This is a genomic window from Amycolatopsis sp. PSD-21 (assembly GCF_055561455.1).
This window is the reverse complement of record NZ_CM145712.1, coordinates 5534470-5560701: the sequence shown is the minus strand read 5'-3', so window position 1 is coordinate 5560701 and position 26232 is coordinate 5534470. Positions and strand designations below refer to the sequence as shown.

Below are 26232 nucleotides of genomic sequence, written 5' to 3'. Positions count from 1 at the left end.
CCGATGAACAGGAGGAACAGAGTGACACCCGTACCGCTTTCCCCGGTCTACCGTGCCGAGACGCTGCGCAAGCTCGCTCGCGAGGAGATCGACGTCCTCGTCGTCGGCGGGGGAGTGACCGGTGCCGGCGTCGCGCTCGACGCGGCGTCGCGCGGGCTCTCCGTCGCGCTCGTCGAGGCCCGTGACTTCGCCGCGGGCACGTCCAGCCGATCGTCCAAACTGATCCACGGCGGGCTGCGTTACCTGGAGAACCTGGACTTCAAGCTGGTCCGTGAGGCGCTGAAGGAGCGGAGCCTGCTGCTGCAGACGCTGGCGCCGCATCTGGTCCGGCCGGTGAAGTTCCTCGTGCCGCTCAAGCACCGCGTCTGGGAACGCGGCTACATCGGCGCGGGGGTCACGCTCTACGACACCCTCGGTGGAGCGCGGGCCCTGCCGCGGCACCGGCATCTGTCCAAGCGCGGCGCGGGCAAGGTCGCTCCCGGCCTCGCGGACGACGCCCTGATCGGCGCCATCCAGTACTACGACGCGCAGGTCGACGACGCGCGCCACACGATGACCATCGCGCGGACCGCGGCCGAGCAGGGCGCCTCCGTCCTCACCCGCGCCCGGGTCACGTCGCTGATCCGCGACGGCGAACGCGTCGTCGGCGCCAAGGTCGTCGACCGCGAGAGCGGCGCGGAGATCGAGGTCCGGGCGAAGACGGTCGTCGCGGCCACCGGCGTCTGGAGCGACGACATGGCCGAAGCGGCGGGCATCCCCGCGCCGTTCACCGTGCGCGCGTCGAAGGGCATCCACCTCGTGGTGCCGCGCGAGAAGATCGACCTGGACACCGGGCTGATCCTGCGCACCGAGAAGAGCGTCCTGTTCGTCATCCCGTGGGGACGGCACTGGATCGTCGGCACCACCGACACCGAATGGGACCTCGACCGCGAACACCCGGCGGCCAGCCAGGCGGACGTCGACTACGTGCTCGATCACCTCAACGCGGTCCTGCGCACGCCGATCACCGCGGACGACATCGAAGGTGTCTACGCGGGGCTTCGGCCACTGCTGGCCGCGAAGGCGACGTCGACGACGAAGCTGTCGCGGGAGCACGCCGTGGCGCATCCGGTGCCGGGTCTGGTGATCGTGGCCGGCGGCAAGTACACGACGTACCGCGTGATGGCGGCCGACGCGGTCGACGTGGCGGTGGAGGACCTCGGCCGTCCCGCGCCGTCGTCGTGGACCGAGCGGCTGCCGATCGTCGGCGCGACGGGTTACCACGAGCTGTGGGGCTCGCGGCACTCGCTGGTGCAGCGCACGGGGCTGCCCATCGCCCGTATCGAGCACCTGCTCCAGCGCTACGGCACCGCGATCGAGGACATCCTGGAGTCGATCTCGGAACGTCCCGAACTGGGCGAAGCGATCCCTGGAACCGCGGAATACCTGAAGGCGGAGGTCGTCTACGCGGTCTCGCACGAAGGCGCGCTGCACCTGGAGGACGTCCTGACGCGGCGCACCCGGATCTCCATCGAGGAGCGGGACCGCGGTGTGACGGCGGCGCCGGTGGTGGCGGAACTGATGGCGCCGCTGCTGGGCTGGGACTCGCACAAGCAGGAGCGCGAGGTCGCCAATTACCTCGCGCGGGTCGAGGCGGAGCGTTCCGCGCAGGCCCAACCGGACGACGAAGCGGCCAACGCCAGCCGTCTCGCTGCTCCGGCGCTGCTGCCGAGCTGATCCCGAAGCGCGTGAAGGCCCCCTTCCCTCGACTGAGCCGAGGGAAGGGGGCCTTCACGCGCTGTGCCGTTACTTCAGCCAGTCGAGGTAGCGGGTCCCGGCGATGCGGGCGCCGTCCTTCGTGGTGAGGACGTCGCCCTTGACGGCGGCGAACATGCCCGCCGTCTCGTCGACGGTCACCGGACGCGTGTCTCCCTTGGCGGACAACGTGATCCGGCCCAGCTCGTCCAGCGGGTAGACGTCCGGGCCGCCGACGTCGAGGGTTCCGTTCAGCGGCTTCCCGGCCGACACCTCGGAAACGGCGGCGGCGACGTCCGCCGCGGCGATCGGCTGGATCGGGGTGGTGGGCAGGCGGACCGCGGTCTCGTCGGAGGTCCAGGACAGGACCGCGCCGACGAACTCCATGAACTGGGTGGCGCGGACGATCGAGTAGGGGACGCCGCTCTCCTTGAGGATGTCCTCCTGCAGCGTCTTCGCCCGGTAGTAGTCGAGGTCGGGCACCTGGTCGACGCCGACGATCGACAGGATCACGAAGTGCCCGGTGCCCGCCTTCTTCGCGGCCGCGACGAGATTGTCCATCGACGTCCGGAAGAACGAGGGGGAGGCGTCGTCGAAGGTCGGCGAGTTCGTGAGGTTGACGACCACGTCGGCGCCGTCGAGCGCGCTGTCCAGCCCCTGGCCGGTGAGCAGGTCGACCCCGGTGGACGGCGAATGCGGCACGGCCTCGTGCCCCGCCTCGTTCAGCTTGCGCACGACCTGCGAACCGATCAGCCCGGTCCCGCCGATGATCGCGAATTTCATGACCCAGTGCCCTTCGCCGGTGCCGTCCGGTTAACCCGGACAACTCATGTCCGAGATAATACTCGGATACATTGTGTCCGAGTCAAGAGGCGGGTTAGAGTCATCCGGGTGAAGATGTCCGGTGGGGTCGAGTGGGCACTGCACTGCTGTGTCGTGCTGACCTCGGTCGACGAACCCGCGCCCGCCGCGCGCCTGGCCCAGCTGCACGACGTCTCGCCGAGCTACCTCGCGAAGCAGCTCCAGGCGCTTTCCCGGGCCGGCCTCATCCGGTCGGTGCAGGGGAAGGCCGGGGGATACGTCCTCACCCGGCCGCCTTCGGAGATCACCGTGCTCGACGTCGTCGAGGCCATCGACGGCCCTGGCCCGGCCTTCGTCTGCACCGAGATCCGGCAGCGCGGCCCGATGGCGACGCCGCCCGAGGCGTGCGCGACGCCGTGCGCCATCAGCCGCGCGATGGCGAACGCCGAAGTCCAGTGGCGGGCGGCGTTGCGCGGGGTCTCCATCGCGGATCTGGCCGACGACGTCCGGGGCGACTACGGCCCGGGCGCGCTCGCCGGGATCGGCGCGTGGTTCAAGTCCGCCGAGGGGTAGCGAGGGAGAACTCGGACGGGGTCTGACGCCGCCAGCGGCCGTGTCGCGAAAGCCACTTTCGGGACACCAGACGTCGCGAAAGTGGCTTTCGCGACACGTGACAGCGACGCCGCACCGGCTCCGGCGTCTCAGGGAGTCCGGGGCATCAGCGCGGTCGCGACCATGGTCGCCACCACCAGTGCCGCCGCGAGCGAGAACGCCCGCACCATGGAATGACCGTGCAGGAAGACGGTGCCGAGCACCGCGATGCCCAGCGTCGCGCCCACCTGCTGCACCGCGTTCAGCAGCCCCGCCGCCGATCCGGTCTCATGTGGACGGACGACGGACAGCGCCGCGGTGAAGAACGGCACCGTGAACAGTCCCAGGCCCAGTCCGCCGATCCCGAGCGCGAGCGGCAGCGGACCGGTCATGGCCAGCAGAATTCCCGCGAGCAACAGTGCCAGACCGGAAAAGGCGACACGCGATCCGTACCGGGGCACGAGCCATTTGCCCGCCACCCAAGAAGAAACCGCCAGCCCGCCCGACCATGGCAGTAGCGTCAGCCCGGACGCGAGCACGCCGAGACCCTCATCGAGCTGCTGGTGCAGGACCACCACGAGCATCACCCCGTTCATCACGGCGAAGAACAGCGTCGACGCCGCCAGCGCCGCGGGGAAACCGCGGTGTGCGAATAGGCTCGGCTCTACCAGGGGATGACGCCGGTTCCGCTGGTGGAATCCGAACAGCACCAGCACGGCGGCGCCGGTGGCGAAGAGACTCCAGCTCCACCGGTCGATCAGCGGGTACACCAGAAGTCCGATGCCGAGCGAGGCGAGCAAGGTGCCGGGCACGTCCAGCCGGACCGGATGCCCGGCGCGGTCTTCCGGCAGCAGCCTTCCGGCCACGAGCACCACGATCGAGATCGGCACGTTCACCAGGAACGCCGCCCGCCACGAGACCAGATCCGTCAGCAGGGCGCCCAGCAGCGGCCCGCTCACGGCGGACAGGCCGACCACCGGCCCGTTCCAGCCCAGCGCCGCCGCCAGCGCCGGACCGGAGAACAAGGCCTTGATCAAGCCGAAGGTCTGCGGGATCACCAGCGCCGCCGCCATGCCCTGCACGGCTCGCGCGCCGATCAGCACGCCGGTGCCCGGCGCGAGCGCGCAGCACAACGAGGCCAGGGCGAACACGGCGACGCCGCACAGGAACACGCGTCGGCGGCCCAGCAGGTCACCGAGCCTTCCGCCGGTGATCAGGAGTACCGCGAAAGGGAGCGTGTACGCGGCGCCGAACCATTGGATGGCGGAGGTGGGGCCGCCGAGATCCGCGTGGATCGCCGGACCGGCGACCTGGGTGATCGTCGCGTCCAGCACGTTCATCGCCTCCGCCGCGAGCAGCGTGGCGAGCGGAATCGATCGGGTCTTGGTCAGTTGCATGATCGAGAGCGTGCGGTGAAGATGACGTCTGTTCCATGAATCCCGGACCGGATGGACGAAATTTTCCATGCTCGACGACATCGACCGCGCTTTGATCCACGCCCTGCAGATCGACGCGCGTGCGCCGTTCAGCCGGATCGGGGCGGTGCTCGGTGTCTCGACCCAGACCGTCGCCCGGCGCTACCAGCGGCTCCGCGCCGAATCCGGATTGCGTGTCGTCGGCCTGCCCGATCCCGACCGGACGGGCCTGACGCAGTGGCTGGTGCGGCTCAGCGCGCAGCCGGCCACCGCGCGGACGCTCGCCCGTTCGCTGGCGAAGCGGCCGGACACATCCTGGGTCAAGCTCACCTCGGGCGGCACGGAGATCGTGACGATCGCGCACACACCGCGACACGAGCAGAGCGCCATGCTGCTACACGACATCCCGCGCACCGCGAGCGTTACGGCGGTGTCCGCGCATTTCATCCTGCACACCTACCTCGGCGGCCCGACGGCGTGGCGCGGGCGGGTCGCCGCGCTGACGGAGGATCAACAGGAGGCGTTGCGGCCGGCGGAATCCGCCGCCGGCGACAGCCCTCTGGCGGCGGCGGACCACGCACTGATCGCCGCCCTCCGGCACGACGGGCGGGCGAGCATCGCGGATCTCGCCGCGGCGGCGGGGCTGGCCCCGGCGACCGCGGCCCGCCGCCTGGCGGATCTGCGCGCCCGGGGCGCGCTCTTCTTCGACGTCGAGATCAGCGCGGCCCTGTACGGCGTGACCACGCAGGCGTTCCTGTGGATGGCCGTCGCGCCGGCCGATCTCGACGAGGTGGCGACGACGCTGGCCACTCACGAGGAGCTCGCCGTCGTCGTCGCCACCACCGGGCCCACCAACCTGGCCGCGCAGGCGCTGTGCCCCTATCCCGCCGCGCTACACCACTACCTCACGCACCGGCTCGGCGCGCTGCGCGCGATCCACACGGTGCACACCGCGCCGGTGCTGGAGATCGTGAAGGCGGTCGGACCGCTCACGCCTTGAACCGGTCGGCGTGCTCGGCGACCCACTGCGCGAAGGTGCGGGCAGGGCGTCCGGTCACCTTCTCGATCGTGTCGACGACGGTGCGCGCCTCCACCGGCGGATCGCTGTGCCAGCCGACGACGTACTCGGCGTCCGCGACCGAGACGCCCTCGGCCAGCAGCCGGTCGATCGCCTGCTGCCGCGTGATCCGCTCCAGCGCGATGTCGCGGCCGACGCCGGAGCCGAGGATCGCGATCCGTTCGCTCGTGGTCAGCGCTTCCGGGCCGGTGAGGTTGTAGACCTTGCCCGAATGCCCGTCCTCCACGAGCGCGGTGGCGGCCACGGCGCCGATGTCGCCCTCGTGCACGACCGCGCTCGGGAGATCGAACGGCTCACGGACCACGCCGTCGGCGCGGACGGAGTCGACCCAGGTCAGGGCGTTGGACATGAACTCCTGTGGCTCCAGCCGCGTCCACTCGACGCCGGACTCGGCCATGGCCTGTTCCGTCGGCCCGACGTAGCCGCCCCAGACGACGGTCATGCGCCGGACACCCGCGTCCACGGCACGTTTGACCAGATCGGCGCCGACGTCGGCGAGTCCCGCCGTCACGGTGATGTGCAGCCGGGTGACGCCGTCGAGGGCGTCGTTCAGCGTTTCCGGTGCGGTGTGCGTGCCTTCCACGAGTTCGACGCCTGCCGGAAGCCGCGCCGCGGCGGGGTTCCTGCTGAGTGCCCGGACGCGTTCCCCGCGGCGGACGAGTTCGGCGACGACGTGGCGGCCGGTGTTCCCGGTGGCGCCGGTTACCAAGACGGTCATGAGTGATTCCCTTCGTTTCCCGTGACGCTAAAAGCTCAAGTAATGTGGAGGTCAAGCGGACCGGTCAGGAATCGAGAAGCGTCGAGGTCCACGGGATCCCTAGCGTCTTCGCCACGGGCAAAACGACTCCAGGAGGTTCCCGTGAGCAAGCGGATCCGGACGTTCCACCGGTGGACGTCGCTCGTCTTCGTCGCCACCGTCGTCGTGTGTTTCGTGGTCGTCGCGTTGGGCGACCCGGCCGAGTGGGTGCTCTACACCCCACTGCCGCCGCTCTTCCTGCTGATGTTCAGCGGTCTCTACCTGTTCGCGCTGCCGTATACCGCCAAGCGGCGGAACCGGCGGCGCGTGGCCGGGTGACTCGCCGAGTCTTAGTTCATGGCAAAAATTAACACTCGCCGTACCGGCCGGAAACTCTTGACGCGGCCGCCGGGTCCGGTGAGGATCGGCCGGTCCCCGCCTTCCGCAGAATGGACCAGACCATGGCAAGACGTGCCCGTGCGCGCCGAAGTCCGCTGATCGCCTTGATGAGTCTCACGCTGCTCGGCGGGGCCGTGGTCGCCACGCCCGCCGCCGTCGCCGCCGAACGACCGGTGATCGGGAAGCCCGCGTTCGACCGGGACGGCTGTGCCCGGATCGAGAAGAGCCTGCCGACGCTCGCCGACTGGCCGAAGGTCGAAAGCCGGTTCAAGGGCAAGGGCGGGGACGAGCGGCGGATCGCCAGGATCCTCGCGGGGATGACCCTGGAGGAGAAGGTCGGGCAGATGACGCAGCCCGAGATCGCCGCGATCACCCCCGACGAGGTCCGGCAGTACTCGATCGGCTCGGTCCTCAACGGCGGCGGTTCGTGGCCGAACAAGGACAAGCACGCCTCCCAGCAGGACTGGCTCAAGCTCGCGGACGCCTACTGGGACGCCGCGAAGGGCAGCCGGACGAAGATCCCGGTGATCTGGGGTATCGACGCCGTGCACGGCAACAACAACGTGTACGGCGCCACGGTCTTCCCGCACAACATCGGTCTCGGCGCGGCGCACGATCCGTGCCTGGTGCGCGACATCTCCGCGGCGACGGCCCGGCAGATCCGCGCCACCGGCCAGGACTGGGCCTTCGCGCCGACGCTGGCCGTCGTGAAGGACGACCGCTGGGGCCGCACCTACGAAGGGTTCTCCGAGGACCCGCGGATCACCCGGGCCTACGGCTACGAGGCGATCAACGGTCTCCAGGACGGCTCGACCAAACGCATCGGCTACAACGGCGTGATCGGTACCGCCAAGCACTTCATCGGGGACGGCGGCACCCTCAAGGGCCAGGACCAGGGCGTCAATCCGTCGTCCGAAGCCGAGATGATCAACGTCCACGGCCAGGGCTACTACGGCGCGCTCGCGGCGGGCTCCCAGACCGTGATGGTGTCGTTCAACAGCTGGACCAACACCGAACTCGGCATCGACGAAGGCAAGCTGCACGGCAGCGACAAGGCGCTGAACCAGATCCTCAAGGGCAAGATGGGCTTCGACGGCCTCGTCGTGTCCGACTGGAACGGTATCGGCCAGGTTCCCGGCTGCACCAACGCTTCCTGCCCGCAGGCGATCAACGCCGGCATCGACATCGTGATGGTGCCGAACGACTGGAAGGCGTTCATCGCCAACACCGTCGCCCAGGTCGAGGACGGCCGGATCCCGCTTTCGCGGATCGACGACGCGGTGACCCGGATCCTGCGCGTCAAGCTGCGTTCGGGGCTGTACGAGTCGCAGAAGCCGTCGGACCGGTCCTACGCCAACTCCGACGAGGCGCTGAAGGAGACCTGGCTGGCGCGCGACGCCGTCCGTTCGTCGCAGACGTTGCTGAAGAACAACGGCAACGTGCTGCCGCTGAAGCCGAAGTCGAAGGTCCTCGTGGTCGGCAAGAGCGCGGACAGCATCCAGAACCAGACCGGTGGCTGGACGCTGAGCTGGCAGGGGACCGGCAACACCAACGCCGATTTCCCCAATGCGACGTCGATCCTCGCCGGGCTCAAGCAACAGCTCGGTGACGTCAACGTCACCTTCGACGAGAAGGGCGACACGGACCCGAAGGGCTACGACGCCGTCATCGCCGTCATCGGTGAGACGCCGTACGCGGAAGGCGTCGGCGACCTGACCCGCAAGACGCTGGAGGCCTCGAAGCTCTACCCCGAGGATCTGGCCGTGCTGGACAAGGTCCGTGGCAAGGGCGCTCCCGTCGTCACCGTCTACGTCGGCGGCCGCCCGCTGTACATGAACAAGGAGCTCAACCGCTCCGACGCGTTCGTCGCGGCCTGGCTGCCCGGCACCGAAGGCGGCGGTGTCGCCGACGTCCTGCTCAAGGGTGGCTTCAAGGGCACGCTGCCGTACTCGTGGCCGAAGAGCGCGTGTCAGACGCCGCTGAACGCGGGTTCGGCCGACTACGACCCGCTGTTCAAACTCGGTTATGGCCTCAAGACCGGGCAGCGCGTCACCATCGGCCAGCTGGACGAGACGGCCGGGCCGGTGACCTGCGGCTCGACCGGTGGCGGCGGCACGGCGACCGAGGATCTCGAAGTGTTCAACCGCACCGATGTCGCGCCGTACAAGGGTTTCATCGGCTCGGCGGAGAACTGGGGCGGTACCGAGATCGGTCCCGACGGCGCCGCTTCGCACGCCGAGATCAACGTCGTCCAGTCGGACGTGAACGTGCAGCAGGACGGGCTCAAGTCGACCTGGACCGGCACCGGGCCGGCGCAGCTCTACTTCCAGAACCCGTCCGGTACCAACGATCTGCGGGGCTACCTCAACGCCGACGCGGCGCTGGAGTTCGACACGATCGTGCACGAGGCGCCCGCCGGCCGGACGGTGATCAGCATGCACTGCGTCTACCCGTGCTTCTCCGAGGTGAACGCGACCAAGCTGTTCACCGATCTGGCGGGAGCGCCGAAGTCGACGGTGAAGATCCCGGTGTCGTGCTTCGCCAACGGGCTGGATCTGGAGAACGTCAACACGCCGTTCCTGGTTTACACGGACGCCAAGTTCTCCGCTTCGTTCGCGAACGTGCGGTGGGTGCCCAAGGGAGCGCAGGACCCTGATGCGAGGCCCTGCTCGAGTCTGAGCTGACCTCGACGCCGGGTTCCGGCCCCAGCGTGACGCGAAAGCCACTTTCGCAACCTTCGAGGTTGCGAAAGTGGCTTTCGCGTCTTCGGGGAGCGGTCGGCCGGGTGATAAGACGGCGGGTGAGCACTCGTTGCGGGGCTGGGCCGGCCGCGTGTATAAAGTGAAACGACCGTTCAAAATGTAACGATCGTTCAATTTGTGGGGTGTGCCGTGCCAGGCCAGTATCGAGAGCTGTTCGCCGCGAAGGGTTCTCTCGCTTTCTCCGCCGCCGGTCTGGTCGCCAGAATCCCCGTCCCGATGATGGGGATCGGGATCATCACGATGCTGGCGCAGACACGGGGCGACTACGGGCTCGCCGGTCTGGTGTCGGCGGCGTTCACGCTGTCCATGGCGCTGCTCGGGCCGCAGGTGTCGAGGCTGGTGGACCGCCGGGGACAGAGCCGGATCCTGTTGTCTGTCACGGGGATCAGCGTGATGGCGCTCGGCGCGCTCCTGCTCTGCGCACGCTTCGGGGCACCGGTCTGGACGCTGTACGTGTCCGCGATCCTCGCCGGGTTCATGCCCAGTATGGCGGCGATGGTCCGCGCCCGGTGGTCGGGGCTGTACCGCGGCTCGCCCCGGCTGCACACCGCTTTCGCGCTGGAATCGGTGGTCGACGAGCTGACCTTCGTCATCGGGCCCGCGCTGTCGGTAGCGCTGTGCACCACTGTCTTCCCCGAGGCCGGGCCGCTGGTCGCCGTGGTCTTCCTCGCCGTCGGAGTGCTGCTGTTCGTCGCGCAACGCGAGACGGAACCGCCCGTGCTGCCGCCGAGCGGATCGGCCGGGAGTTCGGCGATCCGGCTGGGCGCGGTGCGGGTGCTGGTGCTGACGCTGATGGCGGGCGGCGTCATCGTCGGCACGGTCGACGTGGTCAGCGTGGCGTTCGCCCGGCACGTCGGGTCGCCGTCGGCGGCGGGCGTCGTCGTTTCGGTCTACGCCGTGGGCTCCGCGGTCTCGGGACTGGTCTTCGGGACGCTCAAACCGGCCATGACACCGCCTCGGCTGCTGCTGATCGGCACCGCGGGCACCGCCGCGAGCGTGCTGCCGTTGCTGGTCGTCGACGGCGTCGTGAGCCTGTGCGCGGTGGTGTTCGTTGCCGGATTGTTCTTTTCTCCCACGATGATCGTCGTGATGGAGATGATCGAGAAGGTCGTCCCGGCGGAGAAACTCACCGAGGGGATGACGTGGGCGATCACCGGCCTCAGCATCGGTGTCGCGCTCGGCGCCGCGGTGTCGGGTGAGGTCGTCGACAGGTTCGGGCCGGACGGCGGGTTCGCCGTGGCGGTCGCCGCCGGCGGCTTGACCATCGTCATCGCCCTGCTCTCGTATCCTCTGCTGAGCAGGAAGACCGCGATCAGCGAGGAGGCGGCACGCTGAACGAGCCGAGCACCGACGGCCGTCTCGCCAAAGGTGAACAACGCAAACGGGAACTGATCCAGGCCACGCTGCGCATCGTCGCGAGGGACGGGGTGTCGGGGGTCAGTCACCGCACGGTCGCCCGTGAGGCGGGTTTGCCCGCGACAGCGGCCGCGTACCACTTCCGGGGGATCGGAGACCTGCTGACCGCCGCGCTCACCCAGTGCATGGACGAGGACTCCGAACGGATGCGGGCACTCGCCGCCGAGGCCGACGGTGGCGAGGACGCGCTGCGTGGATTCGCCGCCTTGATGGCCGAAGTCGTCGCCAAGCCCGCCCATCTGCTGGCGGAGTACGAGTTGTATCTCTTGGCGGCGAGGGAGCCGAAGCTGCGCGAGTCGACCGATCGCTGGTTGGCGGCGCTGGCCGACTTCGCCCGCCGCTACACCGCCGATCCGGTGCGGGTCGAGATGGTGGTGGGGCTGGTGGACGGAGTGCTGCTGCAGGGATTGCTGCGCGACGAACCGCCGACGGCGGAACGCTTCGAGGCCATCCTGCGGACCGCCTTGCCCTCGTGAGGGGGTAGGGAGGCGCGTTGCGAAAGCCACTTTCGCAACCTTCAACGTTGCGAAAGCCACTTTCGCAACATCGGCGGAGGCATGGAGTGTCCGTGAAGGCCTCCTTCCCTACCCTGAAGGTAGTGAAGGAGGCCTTCACGGACTTCAGGTGGTCGCGGGTGGTGACCAGGTCAGCCGCGGATCCGTCTGCACGAAACTGCCCAGCAGGTGATCGATCCGCGTCAGCGCGTCGAGGTCCAGCACCACGCCTGCCGCCTTGGCGTTCTCGGTCACCTGGGCGGCGGTGCTCGCGCCGGTCACCACGGAGGCGACGGTGTTGTGCTGCAACGTCCACGCGAGCGCCAGCTGTGCCATGGTCAGCCCGGCCTCGTCGGCGACGCCGCGCAGCATGCCGACGCGTTCGAGGAGGTCCGGCAGGAGCAGCGGCCTCGCCTCGGCCGACGTGGCGCCCCGTGAGCCCGGCGGGATCTCGCCCGGCCGGTACTTGCCGGTCAGCACGCCTTGAGCGAGGGGGACCGACGCGAACTGCCCGATCCCCGAGCGTTCGCACACCGGCATCACCTGGGCTTCGGCGACCCGCCACAGCATCGAGTAGTGCGGCTGGTTCGCGATGAGCGGGACGCCGTGCCGCTCGGCGATCGGCCGCGCCTCCAGCAGTTGTTCCGCCGTCCATTCCGCGGTGCCCGCGTAGAGGATCTTCCCCTGCCGCACCAGATCCGACAGCGCGAGGAACGTCTCCTCCAGCGGCGTCCGGTAGTCGAACCGCAGCAACTGGTAGACGTCGATGTAGTCGGTGCGCAGCCGCCGGAGCGAGCCGTGCAGCGACGTGACCAGGTGTTTGCGGCTGAGGCCGGCATCGTTGACGCCCGGGCCTTCCGGCCAGAAGACGCCGGTGCACAGGACGAGATCGTCGCGGCGGGCGTGGCTCAGCGCCGCGGCGAGGTTCTCCTCGGCGGCGCCGCCGTCCCAGGCCGCGGCGGTGTGGAAGGTGGTGATACCCGCGTCGAGCGCGGCCTGCACGCATTCCGCGCCGTCCTGGTGGGTGAGCCAGTTGCCGTAGGAGATCTCACTGACGGACAAGCCGCTCGCGCCGAGCCTGCGGTACTCCATGGTCACCTCTTCCGCGCGCCGGTTTCGAGGATGGTGCGGTCGATCCATTCGTCGAGACCGGCGGCTTTGCGGGCGTAGGTCTCCCGTACCGATTCGTGCGGCAGGATCAGGAACTCCTCCGACGCCAGCCCGTGCACGACGGACTCCGCGACGTCCTCCGGTTCCAGCAGGGGCGCGGCGGCGGCGATCGCGAGCGCGGCGGGGTGCCCGGCCGCGATGCCGGGTTCCAGCAGCGCGGTCCGCACGCCGAGCGGGCACAGCGCGCTGACCCGCACCCCGCGCGGACGGTAGGTGATGGCCAGCCATTCGGCGAGCCCGACGGCCGCGTGCTTGGTCACCGAATACGGCGCGTCGCCGGGGGTGCCCAGCAGACCCGCGCCCGACGCCGTGATCAGCAGGTAGCCGTGGCCGCGGCTCAGCATCGCGGGGAGCGCGACCTGCGCGGCGTGCACGTGCTGCATGACGTTGATCGCCCACGACCGCGTCCACTGTTCGTCCGCGGCGTGCACACCGGTCCCGAACGCGGCGCCGGCGTTGGAGCAGAAGAGGTCCACCGCGCCGAACGCCGAGCGGGCGTCGATCACCAGCTTCTTCAAGTCCTCTTTGGACGACGCGTCGGCGTGGCGCGCGATCGCGGCGCCGCCCGCGGCGGTGATCTCGGCGACCACCTTCTCCGCGCCCTCGAGATCGAGATCGGAGACGACCACCCCGGCGGCGCCCTCGGCGGCGAACCGCCTGGCCATGGCCGCGCCGATACCGTGTGCCGCGCCGGTCAGCACGACGACTCGTCCTGTTACTTCCACATGCGCTCCATGGTTATCGTGTCTGCTTTCGGTGACAATTCTTCTGTTTTGTTACGCCGGTGAGCAACGCCTTGTCAAAATATGCGACGCGGATGATAAAAGTGCAGGTCAGAGCCCTGTTTCACGGGTGTCGACATATTTGTTTCCGGCGCCGGACTTTAGCACGCGTTCCCTTGTTTTCCGAGTTTTCGCGCGAGACTATTGCGCTCTCTGCGGCAAGTAGGTTATTTCTTGGGAATCCCGCTGAAAGATCGCCGAACCCGGCGAGGTTCGACCAGCCCAGCCGAACAGGAGGTCCGCCGGTGAGTCATGCGACGGCGCGCACGCGGGTACTCGGCGTCAATCCGCTCGGACGTCCCGATCCGGGGCTGGCGGCCGCCGTCGCCAGGGGTGGCGGTCTCGGGATCGTGCCGATCGGGTCCATAGTGGACGGAGGGTGCCCGTTCGGCGTGCGGATCCCCTCGGGCCGCCACGTGCGGGAGGAAGAGGTGCGGGAAAGCGGCGCGGGGCTCGTGCTGCTGGCCGAGGGGGCGGTCTGGCGGGGCAGGGCCGGCCTCCCCGTGCTGGCCGAGGTGACCGGTGTCGAGCAGGCCGTCCGGATGCTCGACGCCGGCGCCTCCGGTCTGGTGGCGAAGGGAGCCGAAGCGGGCGGTTCGGATCTCACCACGTTCGTCCTGTTGCAGCGGTTGCTGGAGCGGTTCGGTGAGGGCGTCCCGGTGTGGGCGTACGGGGGCATCGGACCGAGGACGGCGGCCGCCGCGATCGCCGGCGGCGCGGCGGGCGTGGTGCTCGACGGGCTCGGCCTGTTCCCCGAGGCCGACGTGCCCGAGGCGGACCGCGTCGAGCTGGCCAGGGCCGACGACGGGCTCAGCGCGATGCTCGCGAATCGCTTCGAGGACGCGGAAAGCGCTGTCCGCTCGGTCGTGCGGTCGCTCGCGATGCCGGCGGCGATCCCCGCGGACCAAGGCGAACGGCTGTGCCGCACGTTGGGGACCCGGCTGCCGGTCGTGCAGGGCCCGATGACGAGGGTGAGCGACCAGCCCGGATTCGCCGCCGCCGTGGCCGCGAACGACGGCTTCCCGTTCGTCGCGGTCGCCACCGCGAACGGCGCGAAGACCGCCGAACTGCTCGGCCGCACCGCCGAAGCGCTCGGCGAACGACCTTGGGGAGCGGGCATCCTCGGCTTCGTCCCGGAGGCCCTGCGCGCCGAACAGCTCGCGGCGATCCGCGCGGCGCGCCCACGCTGCGTGCTGATCGCGGGCGGGAAACCGGCGCAGGCCAAGTCACTGGAGGCCGACTGCATCGCGACCTTCCTCCACGTGCCGTCACCGATCCTCCTGCGGCAGTTCCTCGACGCCGGGGTCCGCCGGTTCGTCTTCGAGGGCGCCGAATGCGGGGGGCATATCGGCCCCCGGTCGAGCTTCGTGCTGTGGGAACAGCAGCTGGACGTCCTGCGCGAACACGGCGCCGATGACGTCGAGGTCCTGTTCGCGGGCGGCATCCACGACGCCCGGTCCGCCGCGATGGTGTCGGCGTTGGCTGCGCCGCTCACGGGCGTCGGCGTCCTGATGGGCACCGCGTACCTGTTCACCGAAGAGGCCGTGACCCACGGCGCCATCACCGGGACCTTCCAGGACCGCGTGCTCGACGCCGGGTCCACGGTCACCCTGGAGACCGCGCCCGGGCACCTGACCCGATGCCTGCCCAGCCCGTACACCGACGAGTTCGCCGCGCTGAAGGCCGGGCTCCGCGCGGACGGCGTCCCGCCGCAAGAGGCCTGGCAGCGGCTGGAGGAGCTCAACACCGGGCGGCTGCGGATCGCGAGCAAGGGCATCCGGCGGGATGGCGACGCGCTCGTCGAGGTCGACCCACTCGGCCAGCTCGCGGAGGGAATGTACATGGCGGGCCAGGTGACCGTCTTGCGCGAGGACCGCACCGACATCGCCGCCCTGCACCGGGAAGTCACCCAAGGCGCAGAGGAACTGCTCGCCGCCCGCGCTCCCGCCGAAGAGTCCGTTGTGGACGGTGACATCGCGATCATCGGGATGGCCTGTGTGTTCCCCGGGGCGCCCGACCTCCCGGCCTTCTGGTCCAACGTCCTGCGCGGTGCGGACGCCGTCACCGAGGTGCCGGACCAGCGCTGGGACACCGACGTCTACGCGGACCAGTCGACGTCGAAATGGGGCGGATTCCTTCCCCCGGTGGACTTCGACCCGCTCGCCTACGGCATCCCGCCCAAATCGATGGGCAGCATCGATCCGGCACAGCTGGTCTCCCTGCAGACCGCGCGCCGCGCTCTCGAAGACGCCGGTTACGGCGAAGGCGGCTTCGACCGCGAGCGCACCAGCGTCATCTTCGGTGCCGAAGCCGGGGGAGACCTGGCGAACGCCGGAGTTCTGCGCGCGCTGCTCCCTAGCTACCTCGAAGACGTCCCGGAGGAACTTCTCGCCCAGCTGCCGGAACTGACCGAGGACTCGTTCCCCGGCACGCTCGCCAACGTGATCTCCGGCCGGATCGCCAACCGTCTCGACCTCGGGGGCGCCAACTACACCGTCGACGCCGCGTGCGGTTCCTCGCTGGCCGCGCTGGATCTCGCGGTGAAGGAACTGCGGGCGGGGACGAGTTCGATGGTCCTGTGCGGAGCGGTCGATCTGCACAACGGCGTCAACGACTACCTCATGTTCACCTCGGCGGGCGCCCTGTCGCCGACCGGCCGATGCCGACCTTTCGACGCGTCGGCGGACGGGATCGCGCTCGGCGAGGGCGTCGCGTGTCTCGTACTCAAGCGGCGGTCCGACGCCGAACGCGACGGCGACCGCGTGTACGCCGTGGTCAAGGGTGTCGGCGCCGCCAGCGACGGCAAGGCGCTCGGCCTCACCGCGCCGCGTCCCGAGGGGCAGCGGCGAGCCCTCGCCCGCGCGTACAGCGACGCCGGCGTGTCCCCGGCGGACGTCTCGCTGGTCGAGGCGCACGGCACGGGCACGGTCGTCGGCGACGCCACCGAACTGACCACGCTCACCGAGTTCTTCCTCGCCGCGGGCGCCGAACCGGGCACGTGCGCGCTGGGCTCGGTGAAGAGCCAGATCGGGCACACGAAATGCGCCGCGGGGCTGGCGGGCCTGATGAAGGCGGCGCTGGCGCTGTGGCACGAGGTCGTGCCGCCCACGCTGCACCTGAGCAGGCCGAACCCCGCTTGGGACGCCGAGCGCAGTCCCTTCACTTTCTCCACCGGCGCCCGGCCGACGCCGGTTCCGCGCGGACGCGAGTTCGCCGGCGTGAGCGCGTTCGGGTTCGGTGGGACCAATTTCCACGCCGTGCTCGCCGCGCCGGGAGTCCCACCGGGACGGCGGCACGGCCCACGTGACTGGGATGCCGAGCTGGTCCTGCTCCGCGGCACCGACGTGGACGCCGCCCGCGCGTCCCTGCGGGATCTGCTGGCGGCCAACGAAGGACGTCCGCTGCGGGAAATCGCGGCTCTCGCCGCCGAACGGGGATCCGAGCCGGTCCGGCTCGCGGTCGTCGCGAGTGACGTCGCGGAACTGCATGAGGCCGCCGAGGGCGGCGGAATCGTCGCGGACGGCACCGAAGCCGGTGCGATCGCGTTCCTGTTCCCCGGCCAGGGCAGCCAGCGGACGGGAATGCTGGCGGACCTGTTCGTGCACTTCCCCGAACTGGCCGACGTCCTGCGGCTCGCCCCCGACGTCGCCGCGGCGGCGTTCCCGCCGCGCGCGTTCACCGAAGACGCCCGTGTCGCACAGGAGGAAGCGCTCAAGGACACGCGCGTCGCGCAGCCCGCGCTCGGGCTCGTCGAGTCGGCCGTCTGCCGGTTGCTCGCCGACCTCGGCGTCCGGCCGGATCTGCTGGCCGGGCACAGTTACGGCGAACTGACCGCGCTGTCGGTCGCGGGCGCGTTCGACACGCCGACCCTGGTGGCGCTCAGCCGGGCCAGGGCCCGTTCGATCGCCGAAGTCGCGGGCGCGGATCCCGGCGCGATGGCCGCGGTGAAGGCTTCGCGTGACGAACTGGCCGCCGCCCTCGATCACCCGGACGTCGTACTGGCCAACCACAACGCGCCGGGGCAGACCGTCCTTTCCGGACCGACGGCCGCCATCGAGGAGGCGGTCCGCGAACTGCGGGGCCAGGGGATCGGCGCGAAGCGGATCCCGGTCGCCTGCGCCTTCCACAGTCCGCTGGTGGCCGGGGCGAGCGACGTCTTCGCCGTCGATCTCGACAACGCCGAGATCGGCGAGCCAGGCCCGCCGGTGTGGTCGAACCGCACTGCCCGGCCGTACGAGGCAGGTGCGGTCCGAGCCGAACTCGCGGCACAGATCGGCTCGCCGGTGCGCTTCGTCGAACTGATCGAGGACATGTACGCGGCGGGGGCGCGCACGTTTGTCGAGGCGGGCCCCGGTCAGGTGCTGTCCCGGCTGGTCAAGGACATCCTCGGTGACCGGCCGCACACCGTGATCGCGTGCGATCCCGGCGGGCCGGGGCTGCGCGGGTTCCTCACCGCGCTCGCGCGCCTGGCTGTCACCGGTGTCGACGTGCGCACCGAACGACTCTTCCGCGGCCGGGTCCGTGTCGGCCCGCTCCCTAAGCCCGCCTGGACCGTGGACGGCCAGACCGTCCGCGCACCCGGCGGCGAGGTCCCCGCCCATGGGCTCGTGCCCGCCCGACGAATCCCGAGGACGACCATGAACCAGCCCGCGCCCGGACGTGACCAGGCCGTCGTCGAATTCCTCCGTACCAGCCGTGAAATGCTGGCGGCGCAACGGGACGTGATGCTGGGGTACCTCGGCACCGCGCCACTCGCCCCCGCTCCGGTGCAGGCGCCGGTCGTTCCCGCGCTGCTGCCGCCGGTCGAGGCTCCGGTCGTCGTGCCCGAGCCGGAACCGGCCAAGGAAGCCGCGGTCACGGACGTCCTGGCCACCGTGATCGGCGCGATCAGCGAACGCACCGGCTATCCGGCCGAGATGATCGACGCCGATCTCGATCTGGAAGCGGATCTCTCCATCGACTCGATCAAACGCACCGAGATCGCGGGCTCGCTGCTCGCGAAGCTCGGCCTCACCGGCCGGGTGCACGACGACGCCCAGGACCAGCTCAGCCGGGACCGGACGGCGAGCGCGCTGGCCGCACGGCTGCGGAAGTGGCTCGAACCGGCCGCCGTGACACCGGCTCCCGCCGGGACACCTGCCGGATCCGCCCCCGGCCGGTATCTGCTGGACCGCGTGTCCGCGCCCCTCGGCACCCCCGATCTCGGCAAGGTGGTGGGCAAGACGGTCTCGGTGACCTTCGAGCCCGGCCAGGAGGGGCTGGCCGAGTCGGTCCGCGCGGTGTTCACGGAAGCGGGCGCCCTGCCGGGGGAACGGGACGAGGCCGACGTCGTCGTCGTGCTGAATCCGTTGTCGGACGCCGAGGAACCCGTCGCGGCGCAGGTGTTCGGCCTGCTCAAGAGCGCCAAGGGCGCGGTGGTCGTGATGGCGAGGCCGGGCGCCGCCCACACCGCCGGACTGCGCGGCCTCGTTCGCGCGGCGGCGCGGGAGCGGACCGAGCCCACCAGGCTGGTCGAGCTGGAGTCCACCGTGGATCTCGCACGGATCGTGCTGGAAGAGGTGATCGCCGACGGTCCGGTGGCCGTTCGCTACGACACGGCGGGGCGTGCGGCGTTCGAGCCTGCCGCGGGCTCGCTCGGTTCGATCGCGTACGCGGGGGCCGGTCCCGGCGGGGGAGAGGTCAAGGCGCTCGGCCTCGACGCGGATTCGGTGCTGTTGCTGATCGGCGGCGCCCGCGGGATCACCGCGCGGGCGGCGGTCGCGCTGGCGGCGAGCGGCTGCCGGATCGAACTGGCAGGCCGCACGCCGTGGCCGGCCGAACCCGGCGACGAGGACCTTCCGGGTGACGCGCCGGGTATGCGCTCGGCCTTGGCCGCTCGCGGGGGTTCGGTGGCGGATATCGAACGCCGGGTGCGCACCGTGCTGGCCCAGCGCGAGATCGCGCGGACGCTCGACCAGATCCGCGCGGCGGGCGGTGTCGCCGCGTACCGGTCGCTCGACGTGCGCGACGCCGCCGCCGTCCGGCAGGTGGTCAAGGATCTGCACACCCGCTACGGCCGGATCGACGGCGTCGTCCACGCGGCCGGGGTGATCGACGACAAGCTGATGGCCGACAAGGACGAACACTCGTTCCGCACGGTCTACGGGACCAAAGTGGACGGTGCGCGGGCGTTGCTCGACGCGCTGGAGCATTTCGGTGTGCGGCCCGGGTTCGTCACCTTCTTCGGCAGCATCGCCGCGGTGCTGGGAAACCGGGGCCAGACCGACTACGCGGCGGCGAACGACGCGCTCGAAAGCCTTGGCGAGCAGTGGGCGGAACGCACCGGCTGCCGGGCACTGACCGTCCACTGGGGACCGTGGGCGCCCTCGGACGACCACGCGGGCATGGTCTCGCCCGAGCTGGCGCGCGAGTACGAACGCCGCGAGGTGGCCCTGATCGACCCGGACGAAGGCACCGCCGCGCTCCTGCGCGAGCTGGCCTACGGTCCGGCCGACGTCCGCTCGGTGCTGTACACGGCGTCGCTGTGGTGAACAATCAGGAGCCGGTCGCGATCGTCGGGATGGGCGTCCTCCTTCCCGGCTCGTCCACTGTGGACGAATACTGGCAGAACATCGTCTCCGGTACCGACGCGATCACCGAGATCCCGCCGCACCGCTGGGACCCGAGTTTCCACGACGGCGACGGCCGCACCCCGGACCGCACCTACGGCAGGCGCGGCGGGTTCGTCGCCGACAGCCTGGACTTCGACGCGACCGCACTGGGTATCGCGCCCAGCACCGTCGCCGGGATGGAGCCGGACCAGCTGGTCGCGCTGGCCGTGGCGGCCTCCGCGGTCGACGACGCCGGTGGCCTGCGACGGCTCGGGGACCTCGAACGCGTGGGCGTGATCCTCGGCAGGGGCGGCTATCTCTCGCCCGGCCTCCAGCGGTTCGATCAGCGGGTCCGGTCGGTCCGCCAGATCACCGGCGCCGTCCGGGAGCTCCTGCCGTCGGCGCGTCCGGAGATGCTCGACAGGCTCCGCGAAGCGCTGTTGGAGCCGCTCGGCGAGTTCCGGCCCGACACGGCGATCGGGCTGGTGCCGAACCTCGCCGCGTCACGGGTCGCCAACCGCCTGGACTTCGGCGGCCCCGCGTACACGGTGGACGCGGCCTGCGCGTCGTCGCTGCTCGCCGTGGACCAGGCGATCGGTGAACTCGCCCGCCGCCGCTGCGACGTCGTGCTGGCCGGCGGCGTGCACCACTGCCACGACGACACGCTCTGGTCGATGTTCACCCAGCTCGGCGCGCTCTCGCCGAGCCAGCGGATCAGCCCGTTCTCGCGGGACGCGGACGGGCTGCTGATCGGCGAAGGCACCGCGATCGTCGTGCTGAAGCGGTTCTACGACGCGCGCCGCGACGGCGACCGGGTCTACGCGGTGCTGCGCGGTTCGGGGACGTCGAGCGACGGAAAGGGCGCGAGCCTGCTCAGCCCGGCCGTCGCCGGTCAGACGCTGGCGCTGCGCCGCGCCTGGGCGTCGGCGGGTCTTGATCCCGCCGCGCCCGGCTCGCTCGGCCTGCTGGAAGCGCACGGCACCGCGACGCCCGCCGGGGACGCGGCCGAACTGGCCACCCTCGCCGAGGTGTTCGGCCCACCGGACGGCCCCCGCGCCGCGATCGGCGCGGTGAAGGCGATGATCGGCCACACCATGCCGACCGCCGGGGCCGCCGGGCTGGTCAAGGCGGCGCTCGCCCTGCACCACGCGATCCTGCCGCCGACCATGAACTGCGCCGATCCGAGCCCCCTGCTGGACAAGACGCGATTCCGTACCCTGACCACCGCCGAGCACTGGCGTTCGGGAGACGTCCCGCGCCGGGCGGCGGTCAACGCCTTCGGTTTCGGCGGCGTCAACGCGCACGTGGTGCTGGAGGAGGCCGATCCGGCGCCCGCGCGGCCACGCCGGGCCACGGTGACCGCGGAACCCGAGCGTGTCCTGCTGCTCGCGGCGCCCTCTCCCGGGGAGCTGCGCGTCCTGCTCGACCGGCCGGACCTGGAGTCCGGTGGGGACGGCCCGTGCCGGATCGGGATCGTGCGGCCCGACGGGAAACGACTCGAAGTCGCGCGGAGGGTGCTCGCCAAGGTCGCGGCCGAGGGCGGGTCCTGGCGCGGACCCAACGACATCTGGTGCACGACAGCGCCCTTGCTGGAGCAGCCCGGGGCGAAGACCGCGTTCGTCTACCCGGGGCTGGAGGCGGACGCGGAACCGCGGTGTGCCGACGTCGCCAGACACTTCGGCCTGGACCGGCCGGAGTGGTCGACGACGAGCGTGCTTTCGCGCGCTTCGAGCGTGTCCCAGGTCGGGTTGCTGCTCGACGCCGCGCTGAGGCGGCTGGCCATCAAACCGGATCTGCTCGCGGGGCACAGCGTCGGCGAATGGACCGCGATGCAGGCGGCCGGAATGTACCCAGGAATGTCCACAGAGGACATGCTGGAGCGGTACTGGCCGCAGGGATTCACGCTCCCGGACGCCGAATTCCTCGTACTCGGCTGCTCCGCGGAACGCGCCGAGTCGCTGCTCGCGGCCGAACCGGAGCTGATGATCTCGCACGAGAACGCGCCGCGGCAGACGATCGTCTGCGGGGATCCGGCCGCCGCGGCCCGGCTCGCCAAACTGTGCACGCAGCACGGCGTCGTCGCCAGGACACTGCCGTTCCGGTCCGGTTTCCACACTCCGCTGATGCGGTCCCGGCTCGGTCCGTTCACCCGGCTCGCGGCTGAACTGGAGCTGAAACCGCCGCGGGTGCCCGTCTGGTCGGCGACCACGGCGCGGCCGTATCCCGCGGATCCGGTCGAGGTCCGCGAGCTGTACCTGGCGCACCTGGTGCGCAAGGTCCGGTTCCGGGAACTCGTCGACGCGCTCTACGCCGACGGCGCGCGGGTCTTCGTGCAGGCGGGCGCCGGACAGCTCGGCTCGTTCGTGTCGGACACGCTGGGCTCGAAGCCGCATCTGGTCATCCCGGCGTCGTCCGGTACGAGGCCCGGCCTCGCGCAGCTGCGCAGGGTCGCCACCGCCTTGTGGGTGGAAGGCGGGCGGCCCGCGTTCGAGGCACTGGAGCCGCGCCGCACCCGCATCGACACCGCGGGCACGCTGCTCTCGGTCGAGGGCGACGTCAAGGGCATGTTCGACGGCGCGGTTCCCGAGCTGGCCGACGGGATCCCAGACGCGATCGTCGCGGAGTTCACCGCGCTGCTCGCGGAGACCAGGGAGGCCGCCGCGAGTGTCGCCAACGCGGCCGCGCGGCGCACCTTCGAGTCCACTGTGGACGTGTCGCTGGCGACGATGCCGTATCTGGTGGATCACCGGTTCTTCCGCCAGCGCGAGGGCTGGCCGGACGAAGCCGACTTCCGTCCCACCGTCCCGGCGACGACGCTGGTCGACCTGGCCTGCCGGGAAGCGGAGCGCGCCTGGCCGGGCACGGTCGCGACCGGGGTGAGCAACGCGGCGTTCTCCCGGTGGCTGATCGCCGCCCCCGCCGTGCGCGTGCCGGTTTCGATGACCCGAGAGGGCGACCGGATCAGTGTCCAAATAGGACCGCACGCCAGTATGGACGTCCATCTGGCGCAGCGGTATCCGACGGCTCCCCGGCCGTCCCCGCCACCGGGGCCGGAAACCGCCCCGCCGCTGACCGCCGCCGAGATCTACACCCGCCGCGAGATGTTCCACGGCCCCGCGTACCAAGGGCTCGACAAGCTCATCGGGCTCGGCGAACGGCATATCCGCGGCGACCTCGTCGTGCCGTCGGCACCCGGCGCGCTGCTGGACAACGTCGGCCAGCTGCTGGGCTGCTGGCTGATGGCCACGAAGGCGGACGCGCTGCTGGCGTTCCCGACGTCGATGGGCCGGATCACCTGGTACGCGCCGGAACCGCCGCCGGGCACCCGGCTGCGGTGCGTGGCGCGGGTCCGGCTGCCGCGGCCGGACGTGCTGGAGATGGACGCGGAACTCGTGCTGGACGGCGCCGTGCTGGCCAGGATCGAGCAGTGGCGGGACATCCGGTTCCCGTGCGACCGGCCCGCCCACCGCGTGTACGCCTTCCCGGACCGGAACCGGCTTTCCGAGGACCACCACGGCGGCTGGACGCTGGTCACCGACCGGTGGTCGAGCCCGGCCGCGCGGGACATCTACGCCGGCATCCACCTCGGCGCGGAGGAACGTGCCGAGTTCGCGGCCTGCGCGCCCCGTCGGCAGCGCGGCTGGCTGCTGGAACGGATCGCGATCAAGGACGCGGTCCGCGCGAAACTCGGCCTGGACGGCGTGTACCCGGCGGAACTCCGGGTGAGCGCCGACGGGACCAGGGTGACCGGGCTCCACGGCCGGACGGTGCCGCCGCTGGACGTGGCCGTCGCGTCCACGGGAGAGGTCGCGGTCGCCCTCGTGCGTGAACCGGGCGCGACGCCGCCCAGGATCGCCATCCGGGCGGAAGGCGAGCTCGCCGGGCTCGCCGAGGAGATCGGTATCGGGGCGGAATTCGCCGGGATCCCGGGTCACGTGGTGGCCTGGAACCGCGGGTGAGAGCAAGGAGTAAGAGGATGACGGTCGAACAGCAGAGCCCGGCGTCGGTCTTCGGCACCGTGGCGGAGTTGCTGCGAGAACTGGTCGGGGACGTCGACGTCCTCGGCATCGAGATCACCCCGCGGACCACCTTCCACGAGGATCTCGGGCTGGAGAGCATCGATCTGGTGACCTTCGCGAGCATCCTGGCCGAGTTCTTCGGCGAGGACGTCAACCTCGCGGAGTTCCTGGCGGAGAAGGACCTCGACGACGTGATCGGGCTCCGCGTCGGCGACATCGCCGACTACGTGGCCGCCCGCCTCGGTGAACGGGGGTGAGGCGATGCCGACGATGACCGTCAACGGGCTGCGCACCAACGTGCAGCTCGTCCCCGGCGGGGGCACGGAGACCGTGGTGTTCCTGCACGGCATGGGTACCGACAGCCTAGCGAGTTTCTACCTCACGCTCGCTCCGCCGGTCGCCGCCGCCGGGGTGGACGTGATCAGCTACGACCTGCGCGGGCACGGCAAGACCGAACGCCCCGAGCGCGGGTACACCATCGGGGACTTCGTCGCCGACCTCGACGACCTGCTCGACCAGCTCGATCTCGACCGGCCCGTTCACCTGGTGGGCAACAGTTTCGGCGGCACCCTCGCCTACAGCTACGCCGTGGCGAAACCGGAGCGGGTGCGCAGCATCGTGTGCATCGAATCGGAGCCCGCCACCGAACTGTGGGCGGGCAAGATGGCGCAGATCCTCGAACACACCGTGCGCTTCTTGAAGGTCGAGGAGAGTTTCGACTGGATCGAGGCCAACTACAGCGCGCATCACCGGCGGCTGGCGCGGATGGCGGCCGAGCGGATCATGTCCACGTCGATGGCCGAAGAAGTCCCGCTCGGTCCCTTGCTGACCCTCGACCAGGTGGCCGGGATCGACTGCCCCGTACTGTCCATTTTGGGCAGTCACGGCTATCAGGCCGACGATCTCACCGCGTTGACCTCGGTGCTGCCCCGCGGCGAACTGCACGTGTTCGAGGGGCAGGGCCATTCGGTGCTGGTCGAGCAGCACCGGGAGGTCCGGGAGCTGCTGCTGAACTGGATCTCGCGGCACGGGAGGCCACGCGGATGAGGTTCCTGCTGGTCGTCCCGCCGCTCACCGGGCACGTGGCGCCGCTGCGCGCGGTGGCCACCGAGCTGGTGGGGCGCGGCCACGACGTCGCCTGGTGTGGCCCGGAACCCACGACGTCCGAGCTCACCCGGGCTGGCCGGGTCTACGCGGCCGGGGACGCGCTGGAGTTCGCCGTCGAACGTCGTCCCGAGGGGCTGCGCGGGTTCGCGGCGCTGAAATACCTGTGGGAGCGGTATCTGGTTCCGCTCGCGGACGCGATGGTGCCAGGCGTCGAGAAGGCGGTGGCAGAGTTCCGGCCGGACGTCGTCCTCGCCGACCAGCAGGCGTTCGCCGGCGCCCTCGTGGCGAGCCGTCGCGGACTGCCGTGGGTGACGTCGGCGTCGACGTCCACCGAACTCGGGAATCCGCTGGGCGCCATGCCGAAGATCGCCGCCTGGGTCGACGGACTGCAGGAAGACCTGCGCGCGCGGCACAAGGTGTCCTGCGGGGACCTGCGGTTCTCGCCGGAGCTCATCCTGGCCTTCACCACCGTGTCCCTGACCGGCCCGATCGCCGACGTGGGCACGGTCCGGTTCGTCGGCCCGGCGCTGGCCCCCGCGCCCCCGGTGGGTTTCTCGTGGGACCGGCTCGACGGCCGACCGCTCGTCCTCGCCACCCTCGGCACCGCCAACGCCGCTCTCGGCCGCCGTTTCCTGTCCGAATGCGTCGACGCCCTCGCCGGGATGCCGGAGGTCCAGGGCCTCGTCGTCGACCCGACCGGCGAGCTGCTCAGCGACGAAGTGCTGGTGGTCAAGCGGATCCCGCAGGCGGAAGTGGTGCGGAAGGCGGCGGCGGTGATCTGCCACGGCGGGCACAACACCGTCAGCGAGACCCTCGCTTCGGGGCTGCCGCTGGTGATCGCGCCGATCCGGGACGACCAGTCGATGCTGGCCCAGCAGGTCGAGGCCGCCGGTGCCGGGTTGCGGCTGCGCTTCGACCGGGTGAAGGCACCCGACATCCGCGACACGGTCACCCAGGTGCTGACCGACCCCGCCTACGCCACCGCGGCCGCGCGGGTGCGGGCTTCGTTCGCGGCGGCCGGGGGAGTCGTGGCGGCCGCGGACCACCTGGAGTCCCTGGCGCGCTGAGGTTTCGCCGTAAGTACATGAAGGACCCCTTCCTTGCGTCTAGCGCAAGGAAGGGGTCCTTCATGTACTAC

The 26232-nt window shown here is 70.7% G+C and carries 17 protein-coding genes; 12 read left to right on the top strand and 5 right to left on the bottom strand.

Translation table 11 applies throughout. The features are described from left to right. Positions 1-3 precede the first annotated feature (3 nt). Complete coding sequence (glpD, locus tag ACZ1DY_RS26000; RefSeq protein ID WP_465481160.1) at positions 4-1716, top strand: glycerol-3-phosphate dehydrogenase; 1713 nt, start codon at positions 4-6, stop codon at positions 1714-1716. A gap of 69 nt (positions 1717-1785) precedes the next feature. Here glpD and ACZ1DY_RS25995 read toward each other — a convergent pair whose 3' ends face one another. Continuing rightward, positions 1786-2517 carry an SDR family oxidoreductase gene (locus ACZ1DY_RS25995; RefSeq protein WP_465481159.1) on the bottom strand — a complete coding sequence of 244 codons (732 nt, stop codon included), beginning with the start codon at positions 2515-2517 and terminating at the stop codon, positions 1786-1788. 114 nt (positions 2518-2631) lie between these two features. Here ACZ1DY_RS25995 and ACZ1DY_RS25990 point away from each other — a divergent pair, with 114 nt between their 5' ends. Beyond that, positions 2632-3108, top strand: a complete 477-nt coding sequence (locus ACZ1DY_RS25990; protein WP_257489955.1) for an RrF2 family transcriptional regulator — start codon at positions 2632-2634, stop codon at positions 3106-3108. Between the two features lie 128 nt (positions 3109-3236). Here the strand turns inward: ACZ1DY_RS25990 and ACZ1DY_RS25985 are convergent, their stop codons facing one another. Continuing rightward, the gene (locus tag ACZ1DY_RS25985) at positions 3237-4523 is read right to left on the bottom strand and encodes an MFS transporter (protein ID WP_465481158.1); all 1287 of its coding nucleotides are present in this window, start codon (positions 4521-4523) and stop codon (positions 3237-3239) included. A 67-nt stretch (positions 4524-4590) separates the two neighbouring features. Here ACZ1DY_RS25985 and ACZ1DY_RS25980 point away from each other — a divergent pair, with 67 nt between their 5' ends. Beyond that, on the top strand, positions 4591-5541 hold the full coding sequence (locus ACZ1DY_RS25980; RefSeq protein WP_465481157.1) for an AsnC family transcriptional regulator: 951 nt from the start codon (positions 4591-4593) through the stop codon (positions 5539-5541). Here the strand turns inward: ACZ1DY_RS25980 and ACZ1DY_RS25975 are convergent. Next, positions 5531-6337: an NmrA family NAD(P)-binding protein gene (locus ACZ1DY_RS25975; protein ID WP_465481156.1), complete on the bottom strand. Its 807-nt coding sequence runs from the start codon at positions 6335-6337 to the stop codon at positions 5531-5533. The genes ACZ1DY_RS25980 and ACZ1DY_RS25975 overlap by 11 nt on opposite strands. A 141-nt stretch (positions 6338-6478) precedes the next feature. Here ACZ1DY_RS25975 and ACZ1DY_RS25970 point away from each other — a divergent pair, with 141 nt between their 5' ends. The 4 genes from ACZ1DY_RS25970 (at position 6479) to ACZ1DY_RS25955 (ending at position 11408) form a co-directional block, all read left to right on the top strand. Then, the gene (locus ACZ1DY_RS25970; protein ID WP_465481155.1) at positions 6479-6694 is read left to right on the top strand and encodes a hypothetical protein; all 216 of its coding nucleotides are present in this window, start codon (positions 6479-6481) and stop codon (positions 6692-6694) included. 167 nt (positions 6695-6861) lie between these two features. Next, positions 6862-9438: a glycoside hydrolase family 3 protein gene (locus ACZ1DY_RS25965; protein WP_465485710.1), complete on the top strand. Its 2577-nt coding sequence runs from the start codon at positions 6862-6864 to the stop codon at positions 9436-9438. Between the two features lie 207 nt (positions 9439-9645). Further along, positions 9646-10851: an MFS transporter gene (locus tag ACZ1DY_RS25960; protein ID WP_465481154.1), complete on the top strand. Its 1206-nt coding sequence runs from the start codon at positions 9646-9648 to the stop codon at positions 10849-10851. 92 nt (positions 10852-10943) lie between these two features. Beyond that, the gene (locus ACZ1DY_RS25955; RefSeq protein ID WP_465481153.1) at positions 10944-11408 is read left to right on the top strand and encodes a TetR/AcrR family transcriptional regulator; all 465 of its coding nucleotides are present in this window, start codon (positions 10944-10946) and stop codon (positions 11406-11408) included. 144 nt (positions 11409-11552) lie between these two features. Here ACZ1DY_RS25955 and ACZ1DY_RS25950 read toward each other — a convergent pair whose 3' ends face one another. Together ACZ1DY_RS25950 and ACZ1DY_RS25945 are read right to left on the bottom strand one after the other, a co-directional pair. Continuing rightward, positions 11553-12518 carry an aldo/keto reductase gene (locus tag ACZ1DY_RS25950; RefSeq protein ID WP_465481152.1) on the bottom strand — a complete coding sequence of 322 codons (966 nt, stop codon included), beginning with the start codon at positions 12516-12518 and terminating at the stop codon, positions 11553-11555. A gap of 2 nt (positions 12519-12520) precedes the next feature. Beyond that, positions 12521-13321: an SDR family oxidoreductase gene (locus ACZ1DY_RS25945; protein WP_465481151.1), complete on the bottom strand. Its 801-nt coding sequence runs from the start codon at positions 13319-13321 to the stop codon at positions 12521-12523. A gap of 302 nt (positions 13322-13623) precedes the next feature. Between ACZ1DY_RS25945 and ACZ1DY_RS25940 the strand changes: the two genes are divergently transcribed. The 5 genes from ACZ1DY_RS25940 to ACZ1DY_RS25920 are packed head-to-tail and all read left to right on the top strand — an operon-like array spanning position 13624 to position 26161. Then, on the top strand, positions 13624-19908 hold the full coding sequence (locus tag ACZ1DY_RS25940; RefSeq protein WP_465481150.1) for an SDR family NAD(P)-dependent oxidoreductase: 6285 nt from the start codon (positions 13624-13626) through the stop codon (positions 19906-19908). Beyond that, entirely contained in the window at positions 19905-23927 is a 4023-nt protein-coding gene (locus tag ACZ1DY_RS25935; protein WP_465485709.1) for a beta-ketoacyl synthase N-terminal-like domain-containing protein, read from the top strand. Before ACZ1DY_RS25940 ends, ACZ1DY_RS25935 begins: the two co-directional genes overlap by 4 nt. 17 nt (positions 23928-23944) lie before the next feature. Further along, entirely contained in the window at positions 23945-24244 is a 300-nt protein-coding gene (locus ACZ1DY_RS25930) for a phosphopantetheine-binding protein (RefSeq protein ID WP_126734326.1), read from the top strand. Between the two features lie 4 nt (positions 24245-24248). Beyond that, complete coding sequence (locus ACZ1DY_RS25925; RefSeq protein ID WP_465481149.1) at positions 24249-25034, top strand: alpha/beta fold hydrolase; 786 nt, start codon at positions 24249-24251, stop codon at positions 25032-25034. Next, entirely contained in the window at positions 25031-26161 is a 1131-nt protein-coding gene (locus ACZ1DY_RS25920; protein ID WP_465481148.1) for a glycosyltransferase, read from the top strand. The genes ACZ1DY_RS25925 and ACZ1DY_RS25920 overlap by 4 nt, the downstream gene beginning before the upstream one ends. The last annotated feature ends 71 nt before the right edge of the window (positions 26162-26232 follow it).